This is a genomic window from Streptococcus infantis (assembly GCF_047463655.1).
Taxonomy (GTDB): domain Bacteria; phylum Bacillota; class Bacilli; order Lactobacillales; family Streptococcaceae; genus Streptococcus; species Streptococcus infantis_Z.
In genome coordinates, this window is sequence record NZ_JASHDM010000019.1 from 1 (window position 1) to 20,706 (window position 20,706).

Below are 20,706 nucleotides of genomic sequence, written 5' to 3' on the forward strand. Positions count from 1 at the left end.
GCTTCCGGAACTTTGAAAACTTTAAAACTAGAATCCTCATTGCTTTGAACATCAAAAAGGAGAGAACCATGTTGGTCCTCTCCAGGTTATAACTTTTCATCAACCCACTACAGTTGACAAAGAGCCAAAATTTTCAATTACAGTGTAGCACAGGAAGTGATTTTTTGCGCTTTTTACTGTTTTTTTCAAATAAAATACTAAATTATTTTTAAAAATCAACTTGTGATAATGGCCTTCAAATAAACATTTTGAATTTTCTTTGTTTTTCTTTACATTTCTAAAATGCCGATTGCAGGGCTTGAACCTGTGACCTTCGCGTTACGAATGCGGTGCTCTACCAACTGAGCTAAATCGGCTAATCCACTTATAGTATAGCACTATAAGGAAGGATGTCAAGGGATTCTTAATCTATCTTTTTGATTAAAATCTGACAAGGATTTTGGGGTCCCCACAGTTGTGGAAAAATCTCTAGTTTTTTAAAGCCAATACTGCGATAAAAGACATTTGTTCGGTCATAATCTTTATTAGAGCCTTCTGCCACTGTTTTCACCTGCAAAAAATCAACCTTTTTGCGTGCTTCACTTTCTAAAGTAGCAAGTAACTGACTCCCAATTCCTCTACCTTGATAAGCTTTTTTTACGCCGAGACAGTCAATCTCCGCACAATCTTCACTAGAGTATGCTAAGCTTACAAAGCCAGTTAAATCACTCTCTTGATAGGCAGCCCACACTTGCAAGTCCTTGGCTCCTTCGATATAGGCTTGCATACTTTCTGGAATTCCAAACCATTCTGGCAAATCCTTTAAAACCTCAGCGACTACTGCCATTTTTTGCTCTTCATCCTTAACTTCTTTAATAACAAGCATCATAAGTTCCTTTCTTGATTTTAGTCTTACTTTAGCTCTTACGAACCAGCACTTTCGTAGGCATCCAATCCCCTGTCCCAAAGTTTGAGGGAAATAACAAAGAAAACAAGGGAAATCAGAATCAAACCACCAATATTAAAGAGTCCATCCTTGTCCTGCAAGAAATAACTGGCAGGATAGTAGGCCGTAAAGGCGAAAGGCACAATAAAGCTAATTAACCAACGAAGGAGCGAATTGTAAATGGAAATCGGGTATTTGGCAAAATCATTAAACATATAGAAAATGTAAATCATGGCGCCTGACTGCTTGGTCCAAAAAGCGATACTAGCTGTCGCGATTTTCAAGGAAGTATAAATCAAGGTCGCAAATGGTATGCAGACTAGGAAAAGTAAAAATTTTGGAAGAGTCCAAGCAATGCTGGTCACTGTTGTTCCCAGTAGAATACCACCTACCAAAAGTTCTCCCAAGGCATCAATCTGAAAGGTCTCAACTAAGATGTGAAAGAGAGGATTGATGGGACGAGTCAGATACTTGTCAAACTCCCCTTTTCGCACCAAACGTTGCCCCAGTGCCCAGAGATTGTCAAAAAAGAGATGGTCCAAGCCCTTGGGAATCAATGAAAAACCATAGATAAAGGCAATTTCTTGAAAAGTCCAGCCTTCTAGGGATGGAATGTGTTGAAAGATGACATTAAGAAACAAGAGGTTCAAGCCTTGGGTCAGAAAAACTCCCAGGACACCAACTACAAAATCCACCTTGTATTCCATGATTTGCTTGATATATTGTCTGATAAAAATCAGATGCATGCGTTGATATTTTTTCATACTAACCTCCTTGAATGGTGATAAATGACTGAACTCGTTTCCAAATTAACTGAGACAAGCCCACCATCACTAAGAGCCAGAAAAACTGCAAAGCAAGTGCCTGAAGAATCTGATTGGCATCGTATTTCCCAACGATAATCATGACTGGAGTATAAATTAAGGATGAAAAAGGCAAGAAGGACAGAATATCTGCAACAAGCTTTGGAAAGAATGCCAAAGGAATCAAACTTCCAGACATAAAGGCCACTATGGAAGTCTTGAGTAGATTGGAACCCCATAGATTTTTAAACACAAAGGCTGAAAACCCAAAGCAGATATTAAAGAAAAAGTTAATCAGATAGGCTAGCGTTAAGCTAAAAAGATAAAGGACAGTTAATCCCAGCACTTCTACAATCCCTTTCCCAGATAAGATTTTCATCAAAACAATGACACTTAAAAATGGAAGGCCAACAGAGATAAAAATCAACCACTTGGAGCCAAGCTCTGTGAAAAGATAGGAGGCTGCAAAATGCACTGGTCTCAACAAGCGCATGATAATGGAGCCATCCTTGACCTCCTCACCAATCATAAAGGAAGAATCCGACCTGGTCAGAAGATTAGTCACAAAACTCATGATGATGTAGAGGGTGATATCTGCCATACTAAAGCCTTGAATCAAGGACTCTTGCGAGGAATCAAAGACCGCCTTCCAGAGATAAAAGGCCACAAAAGCACCCATGACATCGCCTATACGATAGAGAATAAAGTTGACTCGATAGCTAATCAACTCCTGAACACCTGCATTGATAAAGGGTTTATAACGTCTCCACAATTTGACCATCTTAGAGCTCCTTTCGATAGAAGCGACGGATAATATCTTCAATATCCGTATCCATCATCTTCAAATCGCGGATTTCAAAATCAGACAGGGTTTGCTTGATAATGTCAGCTGACTGGTAGCGAGAACTATCGAATTCAATGTTAAGACTATTCCCTTGTCTATCAACGGTCATATCAGGCAATCCTTCATAGTGAGAGACGAGATGACTTTGACCTGGTAGCAGTTCAAAGGAGAGAGTCTTCATCTTACCAAAGGTCTCCTTGAGTTGGCTCACCGTTCCATCAAAAATCTCTTGCCCCTTGTCAATCATGAAAATCCGATCACAGAGTTGCTCAATATCACTCAGATCGTGAGTGGTCAAGAGAATGGTAGTTTCTTCCTCTTGATTGATCTGAGTAATAGCCCGACGAATGTTATCCTTGACCGAAACGTCCAAACCAATGGTCGGCTCATCTAAAAAAAGAACCTTGGGATTGTGAAGCAAGGAAGCTGCAATATCCGCCCGCATGCGCTGTCCCAGTGAAAGAGTTCGCACGGGGTCCTTGATAAAGTCCTTCAAATCCAAGACTTCATTCAAAAAATCCATGCGCTTATGAAAGAGCGAGTCTGGTACATCATAAATCTCCTTTAAAACCGTGTAGGTCTCTTGTAGCGCCAAATCCCACCATAACTGGGTGCGTTGCCCAAAGACCACTCCAATATCTTTGACATAATCTTGACGATTATCCTGGGGAATCTTGCCGTTAATTCGACAAAAACCAGATGTCGGTTTTAAAATCCCTGTCAGCATTTTAATGGTTGTCGACTTCCCAGCACCATTGGCCCCGATAAATCCTAAAATCTGCCCCTTTGGTACCTCAAAGGTCAAATCCTTGACCGCTTCAAAGGTCTGCTTTTCAGGATGAATAAAGGAGCGTAAAGCCCCCTTCAAACCTGGTTCCTTAATAGTCTTCACAAAATTTTTCTGAAGATGTTCCACTTCTATCATTGCCATATCTATCTCCCTATCGTAAGGAATAACAACATTGTGTTTTTGACTACAAACATTCTAAATCCTTACTTTCTACACCTTCTCAATATTATTACAGAAGGATTTATATCAACCTATTATAATCCAATAAAAAACGGAATGCAAGCGTTTGCTTATGGATTATAAAATTAGAGATTTCTCTCATAAAATGGCATTTTTATACTCAATGAAAATCAAAGAGCAAACTAGGAAACTAGCCGCAGGCAGTACTTGAGTACGGCAAAGCGAAGCTGACGTGGTTTGAATTTGATTTTCGAAGAGTATTAGTCCAAAATTCTGGCGTAATAGTTTCCTTAAAATACAAAAAAAACCTGCCTAGAAGGGCAGGATAGATATAAAGTAAAATATTTCTAATTTAGTATGTTAAAACCCATAAAAATCTAAAAACCTAAACGTTCTGGATCCCAATTACCATAATCATCGTATCCAAATCCATCAGGATCCATCGCATCAATACCACATTGTTCTAGAAATCTTGAACAGTCATGACAGTAGTAATCTTCATATCTTTCATCACTAGCTTCCCAATCAATTTCCTTTTTTGTAAACTGTTGTAAGCACTCTCTACATTCGTATAGTTTTGCCATAATATTACCTCTTTTTAATTTTCATTAAAATTTTCAATGTAGTCAATTATTTTTAATTTCATCGATTTTGTAATAGGATATTTTTTAACCAATTCAATAGCTTCTTCCTTAGAAGATGTTTTAAGATGTTCTTTAAGAACAAGCTTTGTAACTTCTTCATAACCTAACTCCGCTATCTTATCGGCTAATAAACCAATAGTTGCTAAAAGAACTATTCCTCCTATCATTCCAAAAGGTCCAAGTGCAGCTAAAGCTGCTGTCAATGCTGCCCCACCTGCTAATCCTGTCGCACTCATTGCTATCATTAGTACTACACCAGGTAAACCAAAAGCTGCTATTTTTTTTACAAGTTCATCCATTGTAACACTCCTTTACTTTATATAAAATTAACTTGCTTTAATTGAACAAACAATTATATATGCATTAACTATTCCAATTCTATATTTTTTGTTCAGTATTTTTGCACATTCTAAGACACTTAAGTCTCCAGATTCTATGAAATCTATTTCTGATCCTTTATTGTTTATCAAAAAGTCCGTAAACTTTTTTGTAATTATGTTCTTTCTAACCAATAGAAAGATACACAAAGAAATTAACAATAAAATAAATGCCAATTGAATATCCATAAAAACATACCTCTTATTTAGATAAGCATAGTATAGTACAATATTTTTATCTTGTCAAGAATTTTATGCAAATGTTTTATTTTTGTCTTCGGAAAACATTTTATCGTAGACAACTATTTAAATTATATTTTATTTTTGTTATAATAGAAATAGAAAATTATAGGTAAGAAGATATGTTAAAAGAAAAATATCCATCAACAGAAGATACAAGAGCAATTCTACAAAATAACTTAAAAGCTATTCGAGAGATTTTGAATTGGACAAGTTCAGATCTCAGCAATCTTATAGGAGTTACTAAACAAACCATCAGAAATCTTGAAACTCAAAAAAGTAGATTAACTAAACTCCATTATATTGCATTACGTACCGTAATAGATTTTGAAATTGAAAATTTAAAAACAACAGATCAAGACAGAGCTGATAGAGCAGAGTTGTTGCTAAATTTTTTTGATGAATCAGAAAAATATGCGGTGTCTGAGAATAAATCAGTAGATTTTGAACAAATTAGTGAAGCATCTTCGTTAATTGCAACCACCTCTACTGTTAAAAATGCTTCTAGAATCATTGGTTCACTTGCACCAATTATTGGGGCAACAGTTGTTGCAGCCTTAATGAACTCAAAAGACAAGAAATAATATTTATTTCGTAGAAATAAAAAAAATAAGCAAAAAACGAACAATCATCTAATCGTTTTTCGCTTATTTTTTTGTATTACAATATTTACTGTCCAAACACAAAAACCCACCCTCATGGGCAGGTTTCTGTTTTGTATTGTTCAGCTAGATTAAGCTTTACCTTCTGAACCGAATACGTCGATACGTTCTTCAACTGATGCTTGGATAGCTTTTACACCGTCAGCCAAGAATTTACGTGGGTCGAAGAGTTTTTTCTTGTCGTATTCTGCTTCGTTTGCTTCGTAGTCACGAGCAAATTTACGAGTTGCGTTAGCGAATGCGATTTGGCATTCAGTGTTAACGTTAACTTTAGCAACACCAAGTTTGATAGCTGCTTGGATTTGCTCATCAGGAATACCTGATCCACCGTGCAATACGATTGGGAATCCTGGTACAGCTTCAGTCAATTTTTGCAAGTGGTCAAGGTGAAGACCTTTCCAGTTTGCTGGGTAAGGACCGTGGATGTTACCGATACCAGCTGCCAAGAAGTCGATACCAGTTGCAACCATTGCTTTAGCGTCTTCAATTGGAGCCAATTCACCGTCACCGATAATTCCGTCTTCTTCACCACCGATAGTTCCAACTTCAGCTTCTACTGATACACCATTTGCGTGAGCAAATTCTACAACTTTACGAGCTTTTTCAAGGTTTTCTTCAACTGGAAGGTGTGAACCGTCAAACATAACTGAAGTATAACCAACTTGAATACACTCAAGTGCATCTTCGTAGTGACCGTGGTCAAGGTGGATAGCTACTGGTACAGTGATACCCATTGATTCAACAAGGTTAGCGATCAAGTTGCGAGCAACTTTGTAACCACCCATGTATTTAGCAGCACCCATTGAAGTTTGGATCAAAACTGGAGCTTTTTTAGCTTCTGCTGCGCGCAAGATAGCTTGAGTCCACTCAAGGTTGTTTGTGTTAAATCCACCAACTGCATAACCGTTGTCACGAGCTGCTTGGACAAATTTTTCTGCTGAAACGATTGCCATTTTATCAGGCCTCCTGTATATTTTTATGGGACATCCCATTTACATTGTTCATTTTATCACTTTTGAGCAAAAAAAGCTAGTTTTTCCCGTAGTTTCGATTGAATTTCTTCTATTTTCAGATATGTAAACCTTTTCCCACTTGGTCTAATCCTCGTTCTGAGGCAGGTTCATGTAAAATGCCAAGTGGTCGTTATATCTTTCGAAACGATAGTCGATTTCTTCGTTTTCTAATAAACTTTTAACTACAAAAAGTCCCAAACCAACTCCCTTACTTTGGCGACTAGAAGTTGTAAAGGATTGTTCAAACTTATCTTGCTCTTCTGTTGTACAAGTATTTTCTATAAAAATCCAACCATCCTTTTCACCAATTTTTAGATAACCACCTTGAACAGAGTGTTTCACCGCATTACTGATAAGGTTGGAAAGAATCAGCTTGAGTACTGAAGGATTTAGATAAGTTTGTTGGTCAGTGAGTTGATTTTCTACAGTGATTTTTCTCTCTTTGGCTAATAAATCATAATCCTTTAAGAGAAAATCTGTCATTTCAAGAAGGTTGATTTGTTCTTTCTTATCTCGCAATTCTTGCATTGAAGAAAGGGATAAGATTTGCTGGACATGGTGACTCAAATCATCCACAATACCCAAAGAAACTCCCAGATAATAGTCCCGATCTTTATAGCGTCCAATATTGGCTTTCATATTCTCCAGAAGAATCTTTAGACTAGCTAGAGGTGTTTTCAGTTCGTGGGAAGCACCTCGCAAAAACTCAACCTTCATCTTTTCCAGCTGGAGAATGGCCTCGTTTTTCTCATGCAAATCTGCAATCACAGTCAAGAGATGCTGATAAAGGCTGTTGATTTGTTCTTTAAGATCGCCAATTTCATCCTTAGAATCCACGCGCAACCTCACTTCTGCATCCAAATCCATCATCCGTCGAGTCACTCGTTTGATTTCCAAAATCGGTGCAACAATAGTCCTAGCATAGATAAAGGCGATGAGGAGCGAAATGATGAAAGACGCTAATAAAGTATAAGGCAGAAATTGAAGACTAATGTCTTCTGCTTCTTTCTGCAAATCCATAGAAGCTAAAAACTGCAAGGTCATCGTCTGACCATCCTTAGTTTGAACTTCTCTTTCCTCAATAACCAAGGAAGCCGTTTGTCGTTGTCTATCCAGAGGAAGATTGTCATTGACTTCCAACTTATCCTGAGTCATCTCTCCCTTAACAGCTCCCTTAATATCACTGCTTTTAGAATAAAGTTCAAGGACTTCCTGAATAGCTTGACTATCTTTGCCTTGGAGAGACTGGGCAATTTCTGTAGCCTTTTGCCCGATACTCTCCTGACGGTGACTGAGATAGGTCGGAGGAAAGAGAAAATAGATGGCCAAATGCAAACAAATGACCAAAGTAGAAAATACCGAGAAGGTATAGATAAAAATTTTTTTAAATAAACCTGAACGTCTCATTTTCTCTCCAATTTATAACCAACATTGCGAACGGTAAGAATACAGTCTAAATCCAATTTTTTCCGTAGTTCCTTGATATAGACATCGATTACTCTGTCAAAAGGGACTTCATCTGTCATCTTCCAAACAGCATCGATAATCTGCGACCGTGTTAAGGCTCGACCTTCATTTTTAACCAGATAGTCTAAAATTTCCAGTTCTTTTGCATTCACTGCAACTTCTTGACCAGCCACTTTGGCGCTATAACTGTCAAAGTCTACCTGGGTGTCCCTATAGGTAAAAATACGACCGGTATCATAATAACGTTTAAAGATGGCATCCACTCGTACTTTTAACAAAGATAGAGAAAAAGGCTTTTCCAAATAACCATCTGCTAATGCAGCAAAGGCACTCATCTTATATTCTTCGTCCTGAAAGGCTGTCAACATCAAGACTGGTACTTGACTGCTTTTACGGATTTCTGACAAAACCTCTAAACCATTGAGTTTCGGCATTTGAATATCTAGGAGAATCAGAGCAACTTGGTGATTGGAAAATTGTTCTAAGGCCTCAAGGCCATCTGCTGCCTGAATGGTTTCATAGCCACAATCCGTCAAATAGTCACTAATTCCCTCGCGGATCATGTCTTCATCTTCTACAATTAGAATTTTCATATAAATCCTTTTCTATCAAAAATGCTACCTATATTATATCTCATTTGAGTGAGAATAGGTAGCAGGTTTTTTATTCACTATCCAACAAGAGTTCTTTTGGTTGTTTAAAGAGGAGATTGCTTGAAGCAAGTGCCATAACAAGTACTACTAGAACCAAGCCAAGTACAAAGATGATGGCAAAGTCAGAAGGTTGAATGGAAATATCCAGACTTGAAAGTGTCTTGCTAAAGCCGTCCACTTCTGCACCACCACCGAGATTAGAGGCTTGGGCTGCCTTACTAGCCTGCTTGGCAACATCTGATGTGACATTTGCAAGAACAGTATTTCCAATGGCACGAGCAGTATAGTTAGCTAAGAAGTAAGCTGAAATGAGTGCTGGAATTGCAATCATAACTGCTTCTGTGATAAATTGACCTAGAATACTTGCTTGTTTAAGACCAATTGAAAGGAGAATTCCAACCTCTTTACGACGGGCGTTAATCCATAGTGTCAGTAAGAGAGCCAGTAGAAGAACAGAGAAGCTCAAGCTACCCCAGAAGAGAAGATTAGCCATCTTGTACATCCCTGAGATAGATTGTTCAAGGGCAGGATAGTTAGATGAACTCTTAATCAAGGTATACATCTTCCAGTTGATACCGTTGATAGAGCCTAATTCTTGCATGACAGTATCTAGGTTCTTATCTCCAGCTACAAAGAAGGTAGCATCTCCATAAATAGCTGTATCTTCTGTATAACCATAGAGTTGGGCAGCTGTGTGAATATCTGTGATAGCTGTATTCTCATAAAGTTCTTGTGAGTAGGTCACAGCAGATTTGTTATGTCCATCAAAAAGTCCTTTGATCGTTACTTCTACTGTTTCCTTAGCTCCTTTCTCATTATCGGCATCGTAGATATTGGAGTTGAGTTTGACCTTGTCTCCTACTTTCCAACCGTGTTTAGCAGCCAGGTCTTTATGCATGAGAATCTGGTGTTTATCATCATTTGTTAAGTGCTCACCTTCAACAAGTTTGTAAGAACCTGATACAAATTTATCTTCCTTAGAAGAGTCATTGACACCTGTTATCATCAAGCTACTTCCAAAACGTTGAGCTCGATCTGCAGTTAGATTTTTCTTGGTTTCAGGAGTTTCAATCAGTTCATAGCCTGTCAAATCACCGATAGCATTAATCCGTTTGATGTAGGATTCAATGGCCTTATTTTCAGTAATTTTTTTGATATCTTCACCCTTGATATTCCCCGCACCACGTGGAGTTCCTTGATTGACCCTGCGGTTGATTTGCATGGAGAAACTATTGGTGATATTTTTAAAGGTTTCTTGAGAAGCCTTGGCTGTCGCACCCTTGATAGACAAGCCGACCAAACTCAAACTAGCCATCAAGAGAATGATAAGAAAGATCACAAGCGACTTAAAAAATTTTCTTGTGACATAGGCAAATGCGTTGTGTAACATAAGATTCCTTTCTAGATTTACTTCAGTTTTTAATATGTTTAAAAGTTTTAGTTACTATTTTTTCTTGTTTCAGTCAGTTTCTTATCCTTCAATTCAAGTGTAATATCTGACGCCTGTGCCACTTCCTTACTGTGGGTCACAACGATCACACACTTGCCTGTTTTCTCAGCGAGAGATTTGAGCAAATCGATGATATCTCCAGCAGTCTTAGGATCCAAGTTTCCTGTTGGTTCATCTGCTAAAATCACTGGTGCTTCCGATACAAGACTACGAGCAATGGCAACCCGTTGTTGCTGTCCACCTGATAATTGGAGAACATTCCGCTTGATTTGACTTTCATCTAAACCAAGTTCAAGAAGGGTATCCTTGCTAGCTTTTTTATTAACCAAGCGGATATTTTCCAATGGAGAAAGATAATCAATCAGGTTATAGTTTTGAAAAACAAGGGAAATGTGGTGCATACGGTGATAAGAATATCCTTGTTCACGAATATCCTTGCCTTCGAATAAGATAGCTCCTTCGACTGGGCTATCAAGTCCTGCTAATAGAGACAAGAGTGTGGATTTCCCGGCTCCTGATTCTCCGATAATACTATAAAACTTGCCTGGTTCAAAATCGTAATTAATTTTATATAATACTGCTTCTGCAGTGTTCTTATAACGATAAGTAAGATCTTGTAATTGTAGTAAAGTCATGATTTCTCCTTTATTAACTGATGGATGATAAAATTTCTTTCGGTGATTTTCTAAATAAAAATAGGAAACAAAGTGCAACTGACAAGCAGCTAATTATAAGTAGGAAAATATAAGATTCTCCAAATGATAGAAGACTTGTTGAAAGGTTCGTTGCTTTTGCTAGCGTATCTTGTAGGGCAACTTGGTCGCCATTTGCTAGTACAGTCTTCAAGAGATAGGAAGTAATGGCATTTCCAGCTACAAATGCCGGCAAAATAGATGCCAATGAAACTAGGATGACTTCCAGGCAGAATTGGCTAAAGATTTTTCTTTTTCCCTTACCTAGTGCCAATAAAATACCAACCTCGTAGACTCGCTCTCGTAACCAAAGTGATAAGACCAAGATCAGCGCTCCTACACCAGCAATCATAATGCCATAGAGGAAAATCTGTAGGAAGGTTTGGAAGGTCGAAACTGAATCCTTGATTTGTTCAAAAGCCTTATTTTCCTTTTCGACTTGGTAACCTTGGTTTTCCAGAGATAATTTTTCAACCTCTTGAATGATTCTATCCATATCTTTTGGATTTTCTAGATAGAAACGAGCGTCAGTAACTTGAGCTTCCTTATTTCCAAGAAGAGTTTGGCTACTTTCGTAGTCTGTATAGACCGTGTTTTCACTAAAGTCTGATGAGAGACCGGTAAATTTCTCTTGCTTCTTACCTGAGAAAATACCTACGATTTCATAGTCTAGCCTTTGTCCACTATTTCCTTCAACTTGACCAGGATTTAAACTAATCTTATCCCCAAGTTTTAAGTTATTCTTCTTAGCTAATTCTTCATGGACTAAGATTTTCTGACTATCTCCTTTTTCGATACGTCTCCCTTCTTTAAGGGTAAAGGCGGAACTTGTAAAAGAAACATCCTTGGAAGAATCTTCCAAAGCAATCAAACTGATAAGATTTTTTTCAGCCTCTGTCAAATCATCCCTTTGGATACTTTGTTCTCCAGTAACGACTTCTTTGTCAGTTAACTTGGCTATTGTTTCTAGCTCAGGTGAAATCTTCTCAAGACCCTTTATCTTTTTAAGGTCATCTAATTGAGACAGTTGAAAAGTCTGATCTGCTTCTATTCTTTTAATAGAAAAAGACGTATTCAGTGAGCGATAGAGATTATTTTCTACTGTTTTGTTGGACTTCATGAGCGTCAAACAAGCCGATATTCCAGCCAATAAGACAAATAGAATCAAGAATAATATGAAACTTCTCAGTCGTTTTCTGCTGACGTAAGCCCAAGCTCTTTGAATGGGATTCATATAGCACCTCCATATTTGTAAAACCATTATAATATTCAAATATGAAATGTTTATGAAATCACAAAAAAAGAGCAAAATCTTTGCCCTTGTTTATATAAAAATAAAGAGCTAGCCAAAGCTAACTCTTTTCCTATGCGGAGAGAGGGACTTGAACCCTCACGACCTAAAGCGGTCACAGGATCCTTAGTCCTGCGCGTCTGCCAATTCCGCCATCCCCGCGTCGATTACTTTACTAGTATATCAACTTTCATAATCTTTGTCAACACTTTTTTCAGATTTTTTTCAGTTTTTTTGAATACATTATTCTTTGATTTCAACGAGGTTTTCATCAAGGAGTTTCGCTCCTAATGTATTCTTAAAATGTCCAAGTGCAAACTGATGGTTTTCAGGCCAAATGGATGCGACTGCTGGCTTGACAACTTCTATCTGATACCCAAGATTATAGGCATCGATAGCCGTATGCAAGACACAAATATCTGTAAGAACTCCTGTTAAGATGACTGTATCCACGCGACGCTCTCTCAGACGGATATCCAAATCTGTGCCAGAAAAAGCCGAATAGTGACGTTTGTCCATCCAGAAAACACGACTATCCTGGGCCTGTTCCTGATAAAATTCAGCTAACTTACCATATAGGTTACGCCCGCTAGTCCCAATCAGATTATGAGGGGGAAATAGTTTACTTTCTGGATGAAAGACATCATTTTCCTCATGAGCATCAATGGTAAAGAAAATATAATCTCCACGGTCAAATGCTAATCTAGTTACCTGATTAATTGCTTCTGATATTGCTTGAGCAGGAGCTCCTGCTGTCAATTTTCCATGATCCGCTACAAAATCTTCTGTATAGTCAATCGAAATTAAAGCCTTAGCCATTAATAGTCCCTCTGTTTCACTTCTTCAAAAATATCTGGGATTAAAACTTTTAGATAAGTTCCCTTCATACCTAATGAACGACTTTCAATAATCCCTGCTGATTCGAGCTTCCGAAGAGCATTGACAATCACAGAGCGCGTAATACCGATACGGTCTGCAATGACTGACGCAGTTAATTGTCCTTCATTGCCATTCAATTCACCCAAAATAGCTGATACTGCTCGTAACTCAGAGTAAGAAAGTGTATTGACCGCCATAGTCACTGCTGTGCGACGGCGGATATTTTTCTCATCTTCTTCACGTTGGAAGTTCAAAAGCTGAATACCAACCACCGTGCTGGCAATCTCAACAAGGATCAAATCCTCATCTTCGAATTTCTTGTCATTTCGCCAAATAATCAAAGAACCCAATCGAATCCCAGAAACGTGGATTGGAGCAATAGTTGTTAAACCATCTGGGAAGTCTAAGCGACTTTCAGTTGGGAAAATAGTCAAATCATGTTCCACAGGGAGGTTGGCCTCCGTATCGTAGATCATATTTGCCCCTTGGATATAGTCCTCAGGGAAAATCTTTGTTTGGAAGAACTGCTCTACACGATCGGTGTTTGTTTTATAGCGCATAAAGTAGCCCAACAAACGCCCCTTGCTATTGACGATACAAGCATTGCAGTCGATGATATCGGCTAATTGACGTGTAATGGCATTATAGGGAAGTTCATCCTGTAGTTGCTCCTCCGAACGCTTTAAGATAGATGTGATTTTTCTCGTTTTTTCTAATAAATGTGCCATTTTTCACCTCGTATTTAATCGCTTCCATTATATCACAAAACTGTCTTTATTTCAATAATTATCTGAAAATTGCTTATTGCATTGCAATTCTCTTACATTTGCAATTTTTTATATTTTTTTCAATTTTCTTGTTGACAGCTTCTCCATTTTTTGATAATATAATATTACAAGATAACAAATATATAGATATGACTTCTAGTATTAATTTTTACGTAACTCTCGGTCTCCTTATATATAAAAGCGATCCACCTCAGTGAACCGCTTTTTTATTATTTATCGCCCTTGTTACGGATTACAAAACCAGTTTTCTTCTCGCTTGAAGTATTGCGTGGTTTTTTATTATCCTTACGGTAACGGTTTTCCTTCTCAAAGCGGTCGTTTTTGCGACTGCCTTTTTTGAAGTCATCTCGACGTTCACCACGTCGATTGTCGCGACGGCGATCTCGATCGCGACGGTCATCTCCACGACGACCTCCCTTACCTTTGCCACCAAAGCCACCACCAGATGGTTTAAATGGTAAAGGTTTTTCACGTGCAATCTCAACCTCAGGAAGACTATCTGGGTCTTGAACAGTTAAGCTGAGGATATACATAGCCAATTCTTCTGGGCTGAATTCTGAGGCTAATTGACGAGCATCCTTGCCAAACTTCTCAAAGTTGCTACGAATCTCCTCATTCGCAAAATCACGTTCAATTTTCTTAAGAGCTACTTGCTTCTTAGCTTGGAAGGCTTCTTCTGCACTTGCAGGTTTGAGACCTTTCATACGTTTCTTAGTCAAGTTCTCAATGATTTGGAGGTAACCCATTTCATTAGGTGAAACGAAGGTAATAGATTGACCTGACTTACCTGCACGACCTGTACGACCAATACGGTGAACATAACTCTCAGGATCTTGTGGGATATCATAGTTGTAAACATGAGTCACACCTGAAATATCCAAACCACGAGCAGCCACGTCTGTTGCAACTAAGACATCAAGGTTGCCATTTTTAAAATCACGAAGGACACGAAGGCGTTTGTTTTGGTCCAAATCTCCATGAATCCCTTCTGCACGGAAACCACGGATTTTAAGCCCACGAGTCAACTCATCCACACGACGTTTAGTACGACCGAAGACGATTGACAACTCAGGTTGATCAACATCCATAAGACGAGTCATGGTATCAAATTTTTCTTGTTCCTTAACGCGGATATAGTACTGGTCTACCAGTTCTGTTGTTAATTCTTTAGCAGCAATTTTCACATGCTCAGGTTCTTTCATGAACTGAACACCAATACGTTTGATAGCATCTGGCATAGTTGCTGAAAAGAGCAAGGTTTGACGATTTTCTGGGACACGAGAGATGATGGCTTCGATGTCTTCGAGGAATCCCATGTTCAGCATTTCATCTGCTTCGTCTAAGATCAAGGTTTCAATATCCTGCAATTTCAAGGCCTTGCGTTTAATCAAGTCTAGGAGACGACCAGGCGTTCCAACTACGATATGCGCACCTGATTTAAGAGCCTTGATTTGTTTTTCAATGCTTGATCCACCATATACTGAGCGGACTTTGACTCCCTTGCTTCGACCAAAGCGGAAAAGCTCTTCTTGGCTTTGAACAGCCAGTTCACGAGTTGGGGCAATCACCAAAGCTTGGATAGTTGCTTCTTCTGTACGAATTTTTTCAAGGGTTGGTAAGCCAAAGGCTGCTGTTTTACCTGTACCAGTCTGTGCTTGACCGATAACATCTTTTCCTTCAAGAGCCAAAGGAATAGTTTGCTCTTGGATAGGACTTGCTTCTACAAATCCTGCTTTTTCAATTTCTGCCAATAAATCAGCAGAAAGGTTAAATTCATTAAATTTCACGTTATTCTTCTTTCTAAAGATGGTGCGAAGCCATCCTATAGCGCTTAGTTTATACTTTTCTTGTCATGACGTACTTTCATATCTTTTATGAAAGACCGTGTTGCTTCTTTTCCACAAAAGAAAAGTACTGCTTTCTTTGCAACCTATCTAGTATAACATAAGAGAGGGGCAAAAGATAGTCTAACCTCCCGATTAAATCATGTAAACGATTTTCTTTCGATTTGCTTCACTCAAAAAGTATTTGTTAGAGCATTCGGTTCCTGAAACTATTTTCCGTAGCAGATTTGTGCAAAAGTTTTTTTCTTGTGCTAGAATGAAAATCGAACAGGAGGAATAAAAATGTTAACATACGATTTAATTGTTATTGGATTTGGTAAGGCAGGTAAAACTCTGGCTGCTAAGCTGGCTTCTGCTGGTAAAAAAGTTGCCCTTATCGAACGTAGTAAGGCGATGTACGGCGGAACTTGTATCAATATCGGTTGTATCCCAACTAAAACCTTGCTAGTTGCTGCTGAGAAAGACTTGCCATTTGAAGAAGTCATTGCTACCAAAAACACTATCACTGGTCGCCTTAACGGTAAAAATTATGCTACGATCGCTGGTACTGGAGTTGATATCATTGATGCTGAAGCTCACTTTGTTTCTAATAAAGTCATCGAAATTCAAGCTGGTGACGAAAAACAAGAACTAACTGCTGAAACAATCGTCATCAACACTGGTGCTGTTTCAAACGTATTGCCAATCCCAGGTCTAGCAACTAGCAAAAATGTCTTTGATTCAACTGGTATCCAAAACTTGGAACAATTACCAGAAAAACTTGGTATCCTCGGTGGTGGTAATATCGGTCTTGAATTTGCAGGTCTTTACAATAAACTTGGCAGCAAGGTAACAGTCCTAGATGCTATGGACACTTTCTTACCACGCGCTGAACCTTCCATCGCTTCTCTTGCTAAACAATACATGGAAGAAGACGGTATTGAATTGCTTCAAAATATCCGTACTACTGAAATCAAAAATGATGGCGACCAAGTCCTTGTCGTAACTGAAAACGAAACCTACCGTTTCGATGTCCTTCTTTACGCAACTGGACGTAAACCAAACGTAGAGCCACTTCAACTGGAAAATACAGATATTGAACTTACTGAACGTGGGGCTATTAAAGTAGACAAACATTGTCAAACAAACGTTCCTGGTGTCTTTGCAGTTGGAGATGTCAACGGTGGCCTTCAATTCACTTACATTTCACTTGATGACTTCCGTGTTGTCTACAGCTACCTTGCTGGTGATGGTAGCTACACACTTGAAGACCGTCTCAATGTGCCAAACACTATGTTTATCACACCTGCCCTATCACAAGTTGGTTTGACTGAAAGCCAAGCAGCTGATTTGAAACTTCCATATGCTGTTAAGGAAATTCCTGTCGCTGCTATGCCTCGTGGTCACGTAAACGGAGACCTTCGTGGAGCCTTCAAAGCAGTTGTCAATACTGAAACCAAAGAAATTCTCGGTGCAACTATCTTCTCTGAAGGATCACAAGAAATCATCAACATCATTACTGTTGCTATGGACAACAAAATCCCATACACTTACTTCACAAAACAAATCTTCACTCACCCAACCTTGGCTGAGAACTTGAATGACTTATTTGCGATTTAAGTTGAAATTTCATCGCATCGAACAGCCCTCCTTGGGCTGTTTTTCTTTTTCTAAAATCTCAAATCTGTCTTTTTCAGCATTTATGATATAATAGAAACATGAAATTAAAAACTACTTTGGGCCTTCTTGCTGGGCGTTCTTCTCATTTTATTTTGAGTCGTCTTGGACGTGGAAGTACTCTCCCTGGAAAACTTGCCCTTCAACTTGATAAAGATATTTTACAACATTTAGCAAAGAACTATGAGATTGTTGTAGTAACTGGTACCAATGGAAAAACTTTGACGACCGCTCTCACTGTTGGTATCCTAAAGGAAATTTATGGTCAAGTTTTGACCAATCCAAGTGGTGCCAACATGATCACAGGGATTACAACTACCTTCTTGACTGCCAAATCTTCAAAAACTGGAAAAAATATTGCAGTCCTTGAAATCGACGAAGCTAGTCTCTCACGTATCTGTGACTACATCCAGCCTAGCCTTTTCGTTATCACTAATATCTTCCGTGATCAGATGGACCGATACGGTGAGATCTATACGACCTACAACATGATTTTGGACGCTATTCGAAAAGTTCCTACTGCTACTGTTCTGCTGAATGGTGACAGTCCTCTTTTCTACAAACCTACAATTCCAAATCCTGTTCAGTATTTTGGTTTTGATTTGGAAAAAGGTCCAGCAAAGCTTGCTCACTACAATACTGAAGGTATCCTCTGCCCTGAATGTCAAAGTATTTTGAAATATGAGCTAAATACATATGCCAACTTGGGAGCTTATATCTGTGATAATTGTGGATGCAAGCGTCCTGAGCTGGATTATCGTCTGACTGAACTGGTTGAATTGACCAACAATCGCTCTCGCTTTGTCATCGACGGTCAAGAATACGGTATTCAAATCGGCGGTCTCTACAACATCTACAATGCTCTGGCTGCGGTTGCTATTGCTCGCTTCCTCGGAGCTGAGCCACAACTTATCAAGCAAGGTTTTGACAAGAGCCGTGCTGTCTTTGGACGCCAAGAAACCTTCCATATCGGTGACAAGGAGTGCACACTGGTTCTTATTAAAAATCCTGTTGGTGCTACCCAGGCCATCGAAATGATCAAACTCGCTCCTTACCCATTTAGTCTATCTGTTCTCCTCAATGCCAACTACGCGGACGGGATTGATACCAGCTGGATTTGGGATGCTGACTTTGAGCAAATTACTGATATGGACATTCCTGAAATCAATGCAGGTGGAGTTCGTCATTCTGAAATTGCTCGTCGTCTTCGAGTAACTGGTTATCCAGCTGATAAAATCACTGAAACAAGTAGCCTGGAACAAGTTCTCAAAACAATCGAAGCTCAAGACTGCAAGCATGCCTATATCCTTGCGACATATACGGCTATGCTGGAATTTCGAGAATTACTAGCCAATCGTCAGCTTGTTAGAAAGGAGATGAACTAATGGTTTATACTTCACTTTCCTCAAAAGACAGCAACTATCCGTACCAGCTAAATATCGCCCACCTCTATGGGAATCTCATGAACACCTACGGAGATAACGGGAATATCCTCATGCTCAAGTACGTCGCTGAAAAGCTGGGTGCTCACGTAACAGTTGACATCGTTTCTCTCCATGATGATTTCGATGAACATCACTACGATATTGCCTTTTTCGGTGGCGGTCAGGACTTTGAACAGAGCATCATTGCTGGTGATTTGCCAGATAAAAAAGAGAGCATTGACAACTTTATCCAAAATGATGGGGTTGTCCTAGCTATCTGTGGTGGCTTCCAGCTATTAGGCCAATACTATATTGAAGCTTCTGGAAGACGCATCGAAGGTCTAGGTGTCATGGGACATTACACCCTTAACCAAACCAACAACCGCTTCATCGGTGACATTAAAATTCATAATGAAGAGTTTAATGAAACCTACTATGGCTTTGAAAACCACCAAGGCCGCACCTTCCTTTCAGAGGACCAAAAACCGCTTGGCCAAGTTGTTTATGGAAATGGAAACAATGAAGAAAAGGTCGGTGAAGGTGTTCACTATAAAAATGTCTTTGGTTCTTATTTCCACGGGCCTATCTTATCTCGTAATGCCAACCTAGCCTATCGGTTGGTCACTACTGCTCTTAAGAAAAAATATGGTCAGGATATCGACCTTCCAGCTTATGAGGATATCCTTAGCCAAGAAGTTGCTGAAGAATACAGCGATGTTAAAAGCAAGGCAGACTTCAATTAATATTTAGATTCCAACATGCTATTAGCTGTTGGAATTTTTTTAGTTTCTTTTCCCCTTCTCCCTTGCATTTTCTACTAATTTTTGCAAAAATAGAGGGGTAGAAAGAAGGTAACATATGTCTAAATTACAACAAATTGTAACATATCTCGAATCTGAAAAGTTAGACGTCGCAGTCGTATCTGACCCCGTCACTATCAATTACCTCACTGGCTTTTACAGTGATCCCCACGAACGCCAAATGTTCCTCTTTGTCCTTGGAAACCAAGAACCACTTCTCTTCGTTCCAGCACTTGAGGTTGAGCGTGCAACTAGCACTGTTTCATTCCCAGTAGTTGGTTATGTGGACTCTGAAAATCCTTGGAAAAAAATCCAAAATGCCTTGCCACAGCTTGATTTCAAACGTGTAGCAGTTGAGTTTGATAATCTCATCTTGACTAAATACCACGGTTTAAGATCTGTCTTTGAAGCTGCTGAATTTGAAAACTTGACTCCACTAATCCAGCGCATGCGCTTGATCAAATCAGCAGACGAAGTGCAAAAGATGATGGTTGCAGGTGTTTACGCCGACAAGTCTGTTAAAGTTGGTTTTGATAATATCTCTCTTGATAATACGGAAACTGATATCATTGCGCAAATCGACTTTGCTATGAAACGTGAAGGCTACGAAATGAGTTTTGATACTATGGTTTTAACAGGTGATAATGCTGCAAATCCGCATGGTATCCCTGGAGCTAACAAGGTTGAAAACAATGCCCTTCTCCTCTTTGACCTCGGTGTGATGGTGAATGGTTATGCATCAGATATGACTCGTACAGTCGCTGTTGGTAAACCTGACCAATTCAAGAAAGATATTTACAACTTGACTCTTGAAGCCCAACAAGCTGCCCTTGACTTTATCAAACCTGGTGTGACAGCTCATGAAGTAGACCGCGCAGCTCGTGAAGTGATCGAAAAAGCTGGCTACGGTGAGTACTTCAATCACCGCCTCGGTCACGGTATCGGTATGGATGTACACGAATTCCCATCTATCATGGAAGGAAACGACATGGTTATCGAAGAAGGCATGTGCTTCTCAGTTGAACCTGGTATCTACATCCCTGGTAAAGTCGGAGTTCGTATCGAAGACTGCGGTGTTGTTACCAAAGACGGTTTTGACCTCTTCACAAGCACCAGCAAAGATTTGCTTTACTTTGATTAAAATAAACCTATAAAAAATGGCTCTTTGTCAACTGTAGTGGGTTGATGAAAAGTTATAACCTGGAGAGGACCAACATGGTTCTCTCCTTTTTGATGTTCAAAGCAATGAGGATTCTAGTTTTAAAGTTTTCAAAGTTCCGGAAG

Annotated in this window: 20 protein-coding genes and 2 tRNA genes; 5 read left to right on the forward strand and 17 right to left on the reverse strand. The window is 39.1% G+C overall.

The annotated features are described in order from the left end of the window. Positions 1–283: 283 nt before the first annotated feature. The 7 genes from QM877_RS09735 to QM877_RS09765 all read right to left on the reverse strand — a co-directional run bounded on the left by QM877_RS09735 (position 284) and on the right by QM877_RS09765 (position 4,485). Positions 284–356 (reverse strand) — tRNA-Thr (locus QM877_RS09735). Between the two features lie 47 nt (positions 357–403). After that, positions 404–865 carry a GNAT family N-acetyltransferase gene (locus tag QM877_RS09740; protein ID WP_414318305.1) on the reverse strand — a complete coding sequence of 154 codons (462 nt, stop codon included), beginning with the start codon at positions 863–865 and terminating at the stop codon, positions 404–406. Positions 866–903: 38 nt separating this feature from the next. Beyond that, entirely contained in the window at positions 904–1,689 is a 786-nt protein-coding gene (locus tag QM877_RS09745; protein ID WP_049489185.1) for an ABC transporter permease, read from the reverse strand. Between the two features lies 1 nt (position 1,690). Beyond that, complete coding sequence (locus QM877_RS09750; protein ID WP_414318295.1) at positions 1,691–2,509, reverse strand: ABC transporter permease; 819 nt, start codon at positions 2,507–2,509, stop codon at positions 1,691–1,693. A gap of 1 nt (position 2,510) precedes the next feature. Beyond that, positions 2,511–3,503, reverse strand: a complete 993-nt coding sequence (locus tag QM877_RS09755; RefSeq protein WP_414318296.1) for an ABC transporter ATP-binding protein — start codon at positions 3,501–3,503, stop codon at positions 2,511–2,513. 416 nt (positions 3,504–3,919) lie between these two features. Beyond that, a complete protein-coding gene (locus QM877_RS09760) occupies positions 3,920–4,126 on the reverse strand; it encodes a hypothetical protein (RefSeq protein ID WP_125423422.1) in 207 nt (68 codons plus the stop codon). A 14-nt stretch (positions 4,127–4,140) separates the two neighbouring features. Then, positions 4,141–4,485 (reverse strand): hypothetical protein, encoded by a 345-nt coding sequence (locus tag QM877_RS09765; protein ID WP_125423419.1) that lies wholly within the window; start codon positions 4,483–4,485, stop codon positions 4,141–4,143. Between the two features lie 440 nt (positions 4,486–4,925). Here QM877_RS09765 and QM877_RS09770 point away from each other — a divergent pair, with 440 nt between their 5' ends. Next, positions 4,926–5,387, forward strand: coding sequence for a helix-turn-helix transcriptional regulator (locus QM877_RS09770; protein WP_268718273.1), 462 nt, complete (start codon positions 4,926–4,928; stop codon positions 5,385–5,387). A gap of 149 nt (positions 5,388–5,536) precedes the next feature. On the opposite strand, the gene QM877_RS09775 is transcribed toward QM877_RS09770, so the two are convergent. The 10 genes from QM877_RS09775 to QM877_RS09820 all read right to left on the reverse strand — a co-directional run bounded on the left by QM877_RS09775 (position 5,537) and on the right by QM877_RS09820 (position 15,485). After that, on the reverse strand, positions 5,537–6,418 hold the full coding sequence (locus QM877_RS09775; RefSeq protein ID WP_049531395.1) for a class II fructose-bisphosphate aldolase: 882 nt from the start codon (positions 6,416–6,418) through the stop codon (positions 5,537–5,539). Positions 6,419–6,562: 144 nt separating this feature from the next. Beyond that, on the reverse strand, positions 6,563–7,885 hold the full coding sequence (gene vncS / locus QM877_RS09780) for a sensor histidine kinase VncS (protein ID WP_414318297.1): 1,323 nt from the start codon (positions 7,883–7,885) through the stop codon (positions 6,563–6,565). Beyond that, a complete protein-coding gene (vncR, locus tag QM877_RS09785) occupies positions 7,882–8,538 on the reverse strand; it encodes a response regulator transcription factor VncR (RefSeq protein WP_315639598.1) in 657 nt (218 codons plus the stop codon). Before vncR ends, vncS begins: the two co-directional genes overlap by 4 nt. 70 nt (positions 8,539–8,608) lie before the next feature. After that, on the reverse strand, positions 8,609–9,988 hold the full coding sequence (gene vex3, locus QM877_RS09790; RefSeq protein WP_414318298.1) for an ABC transporter permease subunit Vex3: 1,380 nt from the start codon (positions 9,986–9,988) through the stop codon (positions 8,609–8,611). 47 nt (positions 9,989–10,035) lie between these two features. Further along, entirely contained in the window at positions 10,036–10,683 is a 648-nt protein-coding gene (gene vex2, locus QM877_RS09795; protein ID WP_004252438.1) for an ABC transporter ATP-binding subunit Vex2, read from the reverse strand. Positions 10,684–10,696: 13 nt separating this feature from the next. Beyond that, a complete protein-coding gene (locus tag QM877_RS09800) occupies positions 10,697–11,974 on the reverse strand; it encodes an ABC transporter permease (protein ID WP_414318299.1) in 1,278 nt (425 codons plus the stop codon). A 133-nt stretch (positions 11,975–12,107) separates the two neighbouring features. Next, a tRNA-Leu gene (locus QM877_RS09805) sits at positions 12,108–12,193 on the reverse strand. 81 nt (positions 12,194–12,274) lie between these two features. Beyond that, positions 12,275–12,850, reverse strand: a complete 576-nt coding sequence (locus QM877_RS09810) for a cysteine hydrolase family protein (RefSeq protein WP_070459159.1) — start codon at positions 12,848–12,850, stop codon at positions 12,275–12,277. After that, complete coding sequence (gene codY / locus QM877_RS09815; protein WP_414318300.1) at positions 12,850–13,638, reverse strand: GTP-sensing pleiotropic transcriptional regulator CodY; 789 nt, start codon at positions 13,636–13,638, stop codon at positions 12,850–12,852. Before codY ends, QM877_RS09810 begins: the two co-directional genes overlap by 1 nt. A gap of 269 nt (positions 13,639–13,907) precedes the next feature. Beyond that, positions 13,908–15,485: a DEAD/DEAH box helicase gene (locus tag QM877_RS09820; protein ID WP_126419914.1), complete on the reverse strand. Its 1,578-nt coding sequence runs from the start codon at positions 15,483–15,485 to the stop codon at positions 13,908–13,910. A 339-nt stretch (positions 15,486–15,824) separates the two neighbouring features. Between QM877_RS09820 and QM877_RS09825 the strand changes: the two genes are divergently transcribed. The 4 genes from QM877_RS09825 to QM877_RS09840 all read left to right on the forward strand — a co-directional run bounded on the left by QM877_RS09825 (position 15,825) and on the right by QM877_RS09840 (position 20,563). Next, entirely contained in the window at positions 15,825–17,141 is a 1,317-nt protein-coding gene (locus tag QM877_RS09825; RefSeq protein WP_414318301.1) for an FAD-containing oxidoreductase, read from the forward strand. A 98-nt stretch (positions 17,142–17,239) separates the two neighbouring features. Further along, the gene (gene murT / locus QM877_RS09830) at positions 17,240–18,583 is read left to right on the forward strand and encodes a lipid II isoglutaminyl synthase subunit MurT (RefSeq protein WP_414318302.1); all 1,344 of its coding nucleotides are present in this window, start codon (positions 17,240–17,242) and stop codon (positions 18,581–18,583) included. Further along, positions 18,583–19,365, forward strand: coding sequence for a lipid II isoglutaminyl synthase subunit GatD (gene gatD, locus QM877_RS09835; RefSeq protein WP_414318303.1), 783 nt, complete (start codon positions 18,583–18,585; stop codon positions 19,363–19,365). The genes murT and gatD overlap by 1 nt, the downstream gene beginning before the upstream one ends. 115 nt (positions 19,366–19,480) lie before the next feature. After that, complete coding sequence (locus tag QM877_RS09840) at positions 19,481–20,563, forward strand: M24 family metallopeptidase (RefSeq protein WP_414318304.1); 1,083 nt, start codon at positions 19,481–19,483, stop codon at positions 20,561–20,563. Positions 20,564–20,706 lie beyond the last annotated feature (143 nt).

What these genes read in the sequence shown, in the direction of transcription:
- QM877_RS09740 (WP_414318305.1), bottom strand. Translation starts at nt 865, where the DNA reads ATGCTTGTTATTAAAGAAGTTAAGGATGAAGAGCAAAAAATGGCAGTA.
- QM877_RS09745 (WP_049489185.1), bottom strand. Translation starts at nt 1,689, where the DNA reads ATGAAAAAATATCAACGCATGCATCTGATTTTTATCAGACAATATATC.
- QM877_RS09750 (WP_414318295.1), bottom strand. Translation starts at nt 2,509, where the DNA reads ATGGTCAAATTGTGGAGACGTTATAAACCCTTTATCAATGCAGGTGTT.
- QM877_RS09755 (WP_414318296.1), bottom strand. Translation starts at nt 3,503, where the DNA reads ATGGCAATGATAGAAGTGGAACATCTTCAGAAAAATTTTGTGAAGACT.
- QM877_RS09760 (WP_125423422.1), bottom strand. Translation starts at nt 4,126, where the DNA reads ATGGCAAAACTATACGAATGTAGAGAGTGCTTACAACAGTTTACAAAA.
- QM877_RS09765 (WP_125423419.1), bottom strand. Translation starts at nt 4,485, where the DNA reads ATGGATGAACTTGTAAAAAAAATAGCAGCTTTTGGTTTACCTGGTGTA.
- QM877_RS09770 (WP_268718273.1), top strand. Translation starts at nt 4,926, where the DNA reads ATGTTAAAAGAAAAATATCCATCAACAGAAGATACAAGAGCAATTCTA.
- QM877_RS09775 (WP_049531395.1), bottom strand. Translation starts at nt 6,418, where the DNA reads ATGGCAATCGTTTCAGCAGAAAAATTTGTCCAAGCAGCTCGTGACAAC.
- vncS (WP_414318297.1), bottom strand. Translation starts at nt 7,885, where the DNA reads ATGAGACGTTCAGGTTTATTTAAAAAAATTTTTATCTATACCTTCTCG.
- vncR (WP_315639598.1), bottom strand. Translation starts at nt 8,538, where the DNA reads ATGAAAATTCTAATTGTAGAAGATGAAGACATGATCCGCGAGGGAATT.
- vex3 (WP_414318298.1), bottom strand. Translation starts at nt 9,988, where the DNA reads ATGTTACACAACGCATTTGCCTATGTCACAAGAAAATTTTTTAAGTCG.
- vex2 (WP_004252438.1), bottom strand. Translation starts at nt 10,683, where the DNA reads ATGACTTTACTACAATTACAAGATCTTACTTATCGTTATAAGAACACT.
- QM877_RS09800 (WP_414318299.1), bottom strand. Translation starts at nt 11,974, where the DNA reads ATGAATCCCATTCAAAGAGCTTGGGCTTACGTCAGCAGAAAACGACTG.
- QM877_RS09810 (WP_070459159.1), bottom strand. Translation starts at nt 12,850, where the DNA reads ATGGCTAAGGCTTTAATTTCGATTGACTATACAGAAGATTTTGTAGCG.
- codY (WP_414318300.1), bottom strand. Translation starts at nt 13,638, where the DNA reads ATGGCACATTTATTAGAAAAAACGAGAAAAATCACATCTATCTTAAAG.
- QM877_RS09825 (WP_414318301.1), top strand. Translation starts at nt 15,825, where the DNA reads ATGTTAACATACGATTTAATTGTTATTGGATTTGGTAAGGCAGGTAAA.
- murT (WP_414318302.1), top strand. Translation starts at nt 17,240, where the DNA reads ATGAAATTAAAAACTACTTTGGGCCTTCTTGCTGGGCGTTCTTCTCAT.
- gatD (WP_414318303.1), top strand. Translation starts at nt 18,583, where the DNA reads ATGGTTTATACTTCACTTTCCTCAAAAGACAGCAACTATCCGTACCAG.
- QM877_RS09840 (WP_414318304.1), top strand. Translation starts at nt 19,481, where the DNA reads ATGTCTAAATTACAACAAATTGTAACATATCTCGAATCTGAAAAGTTA.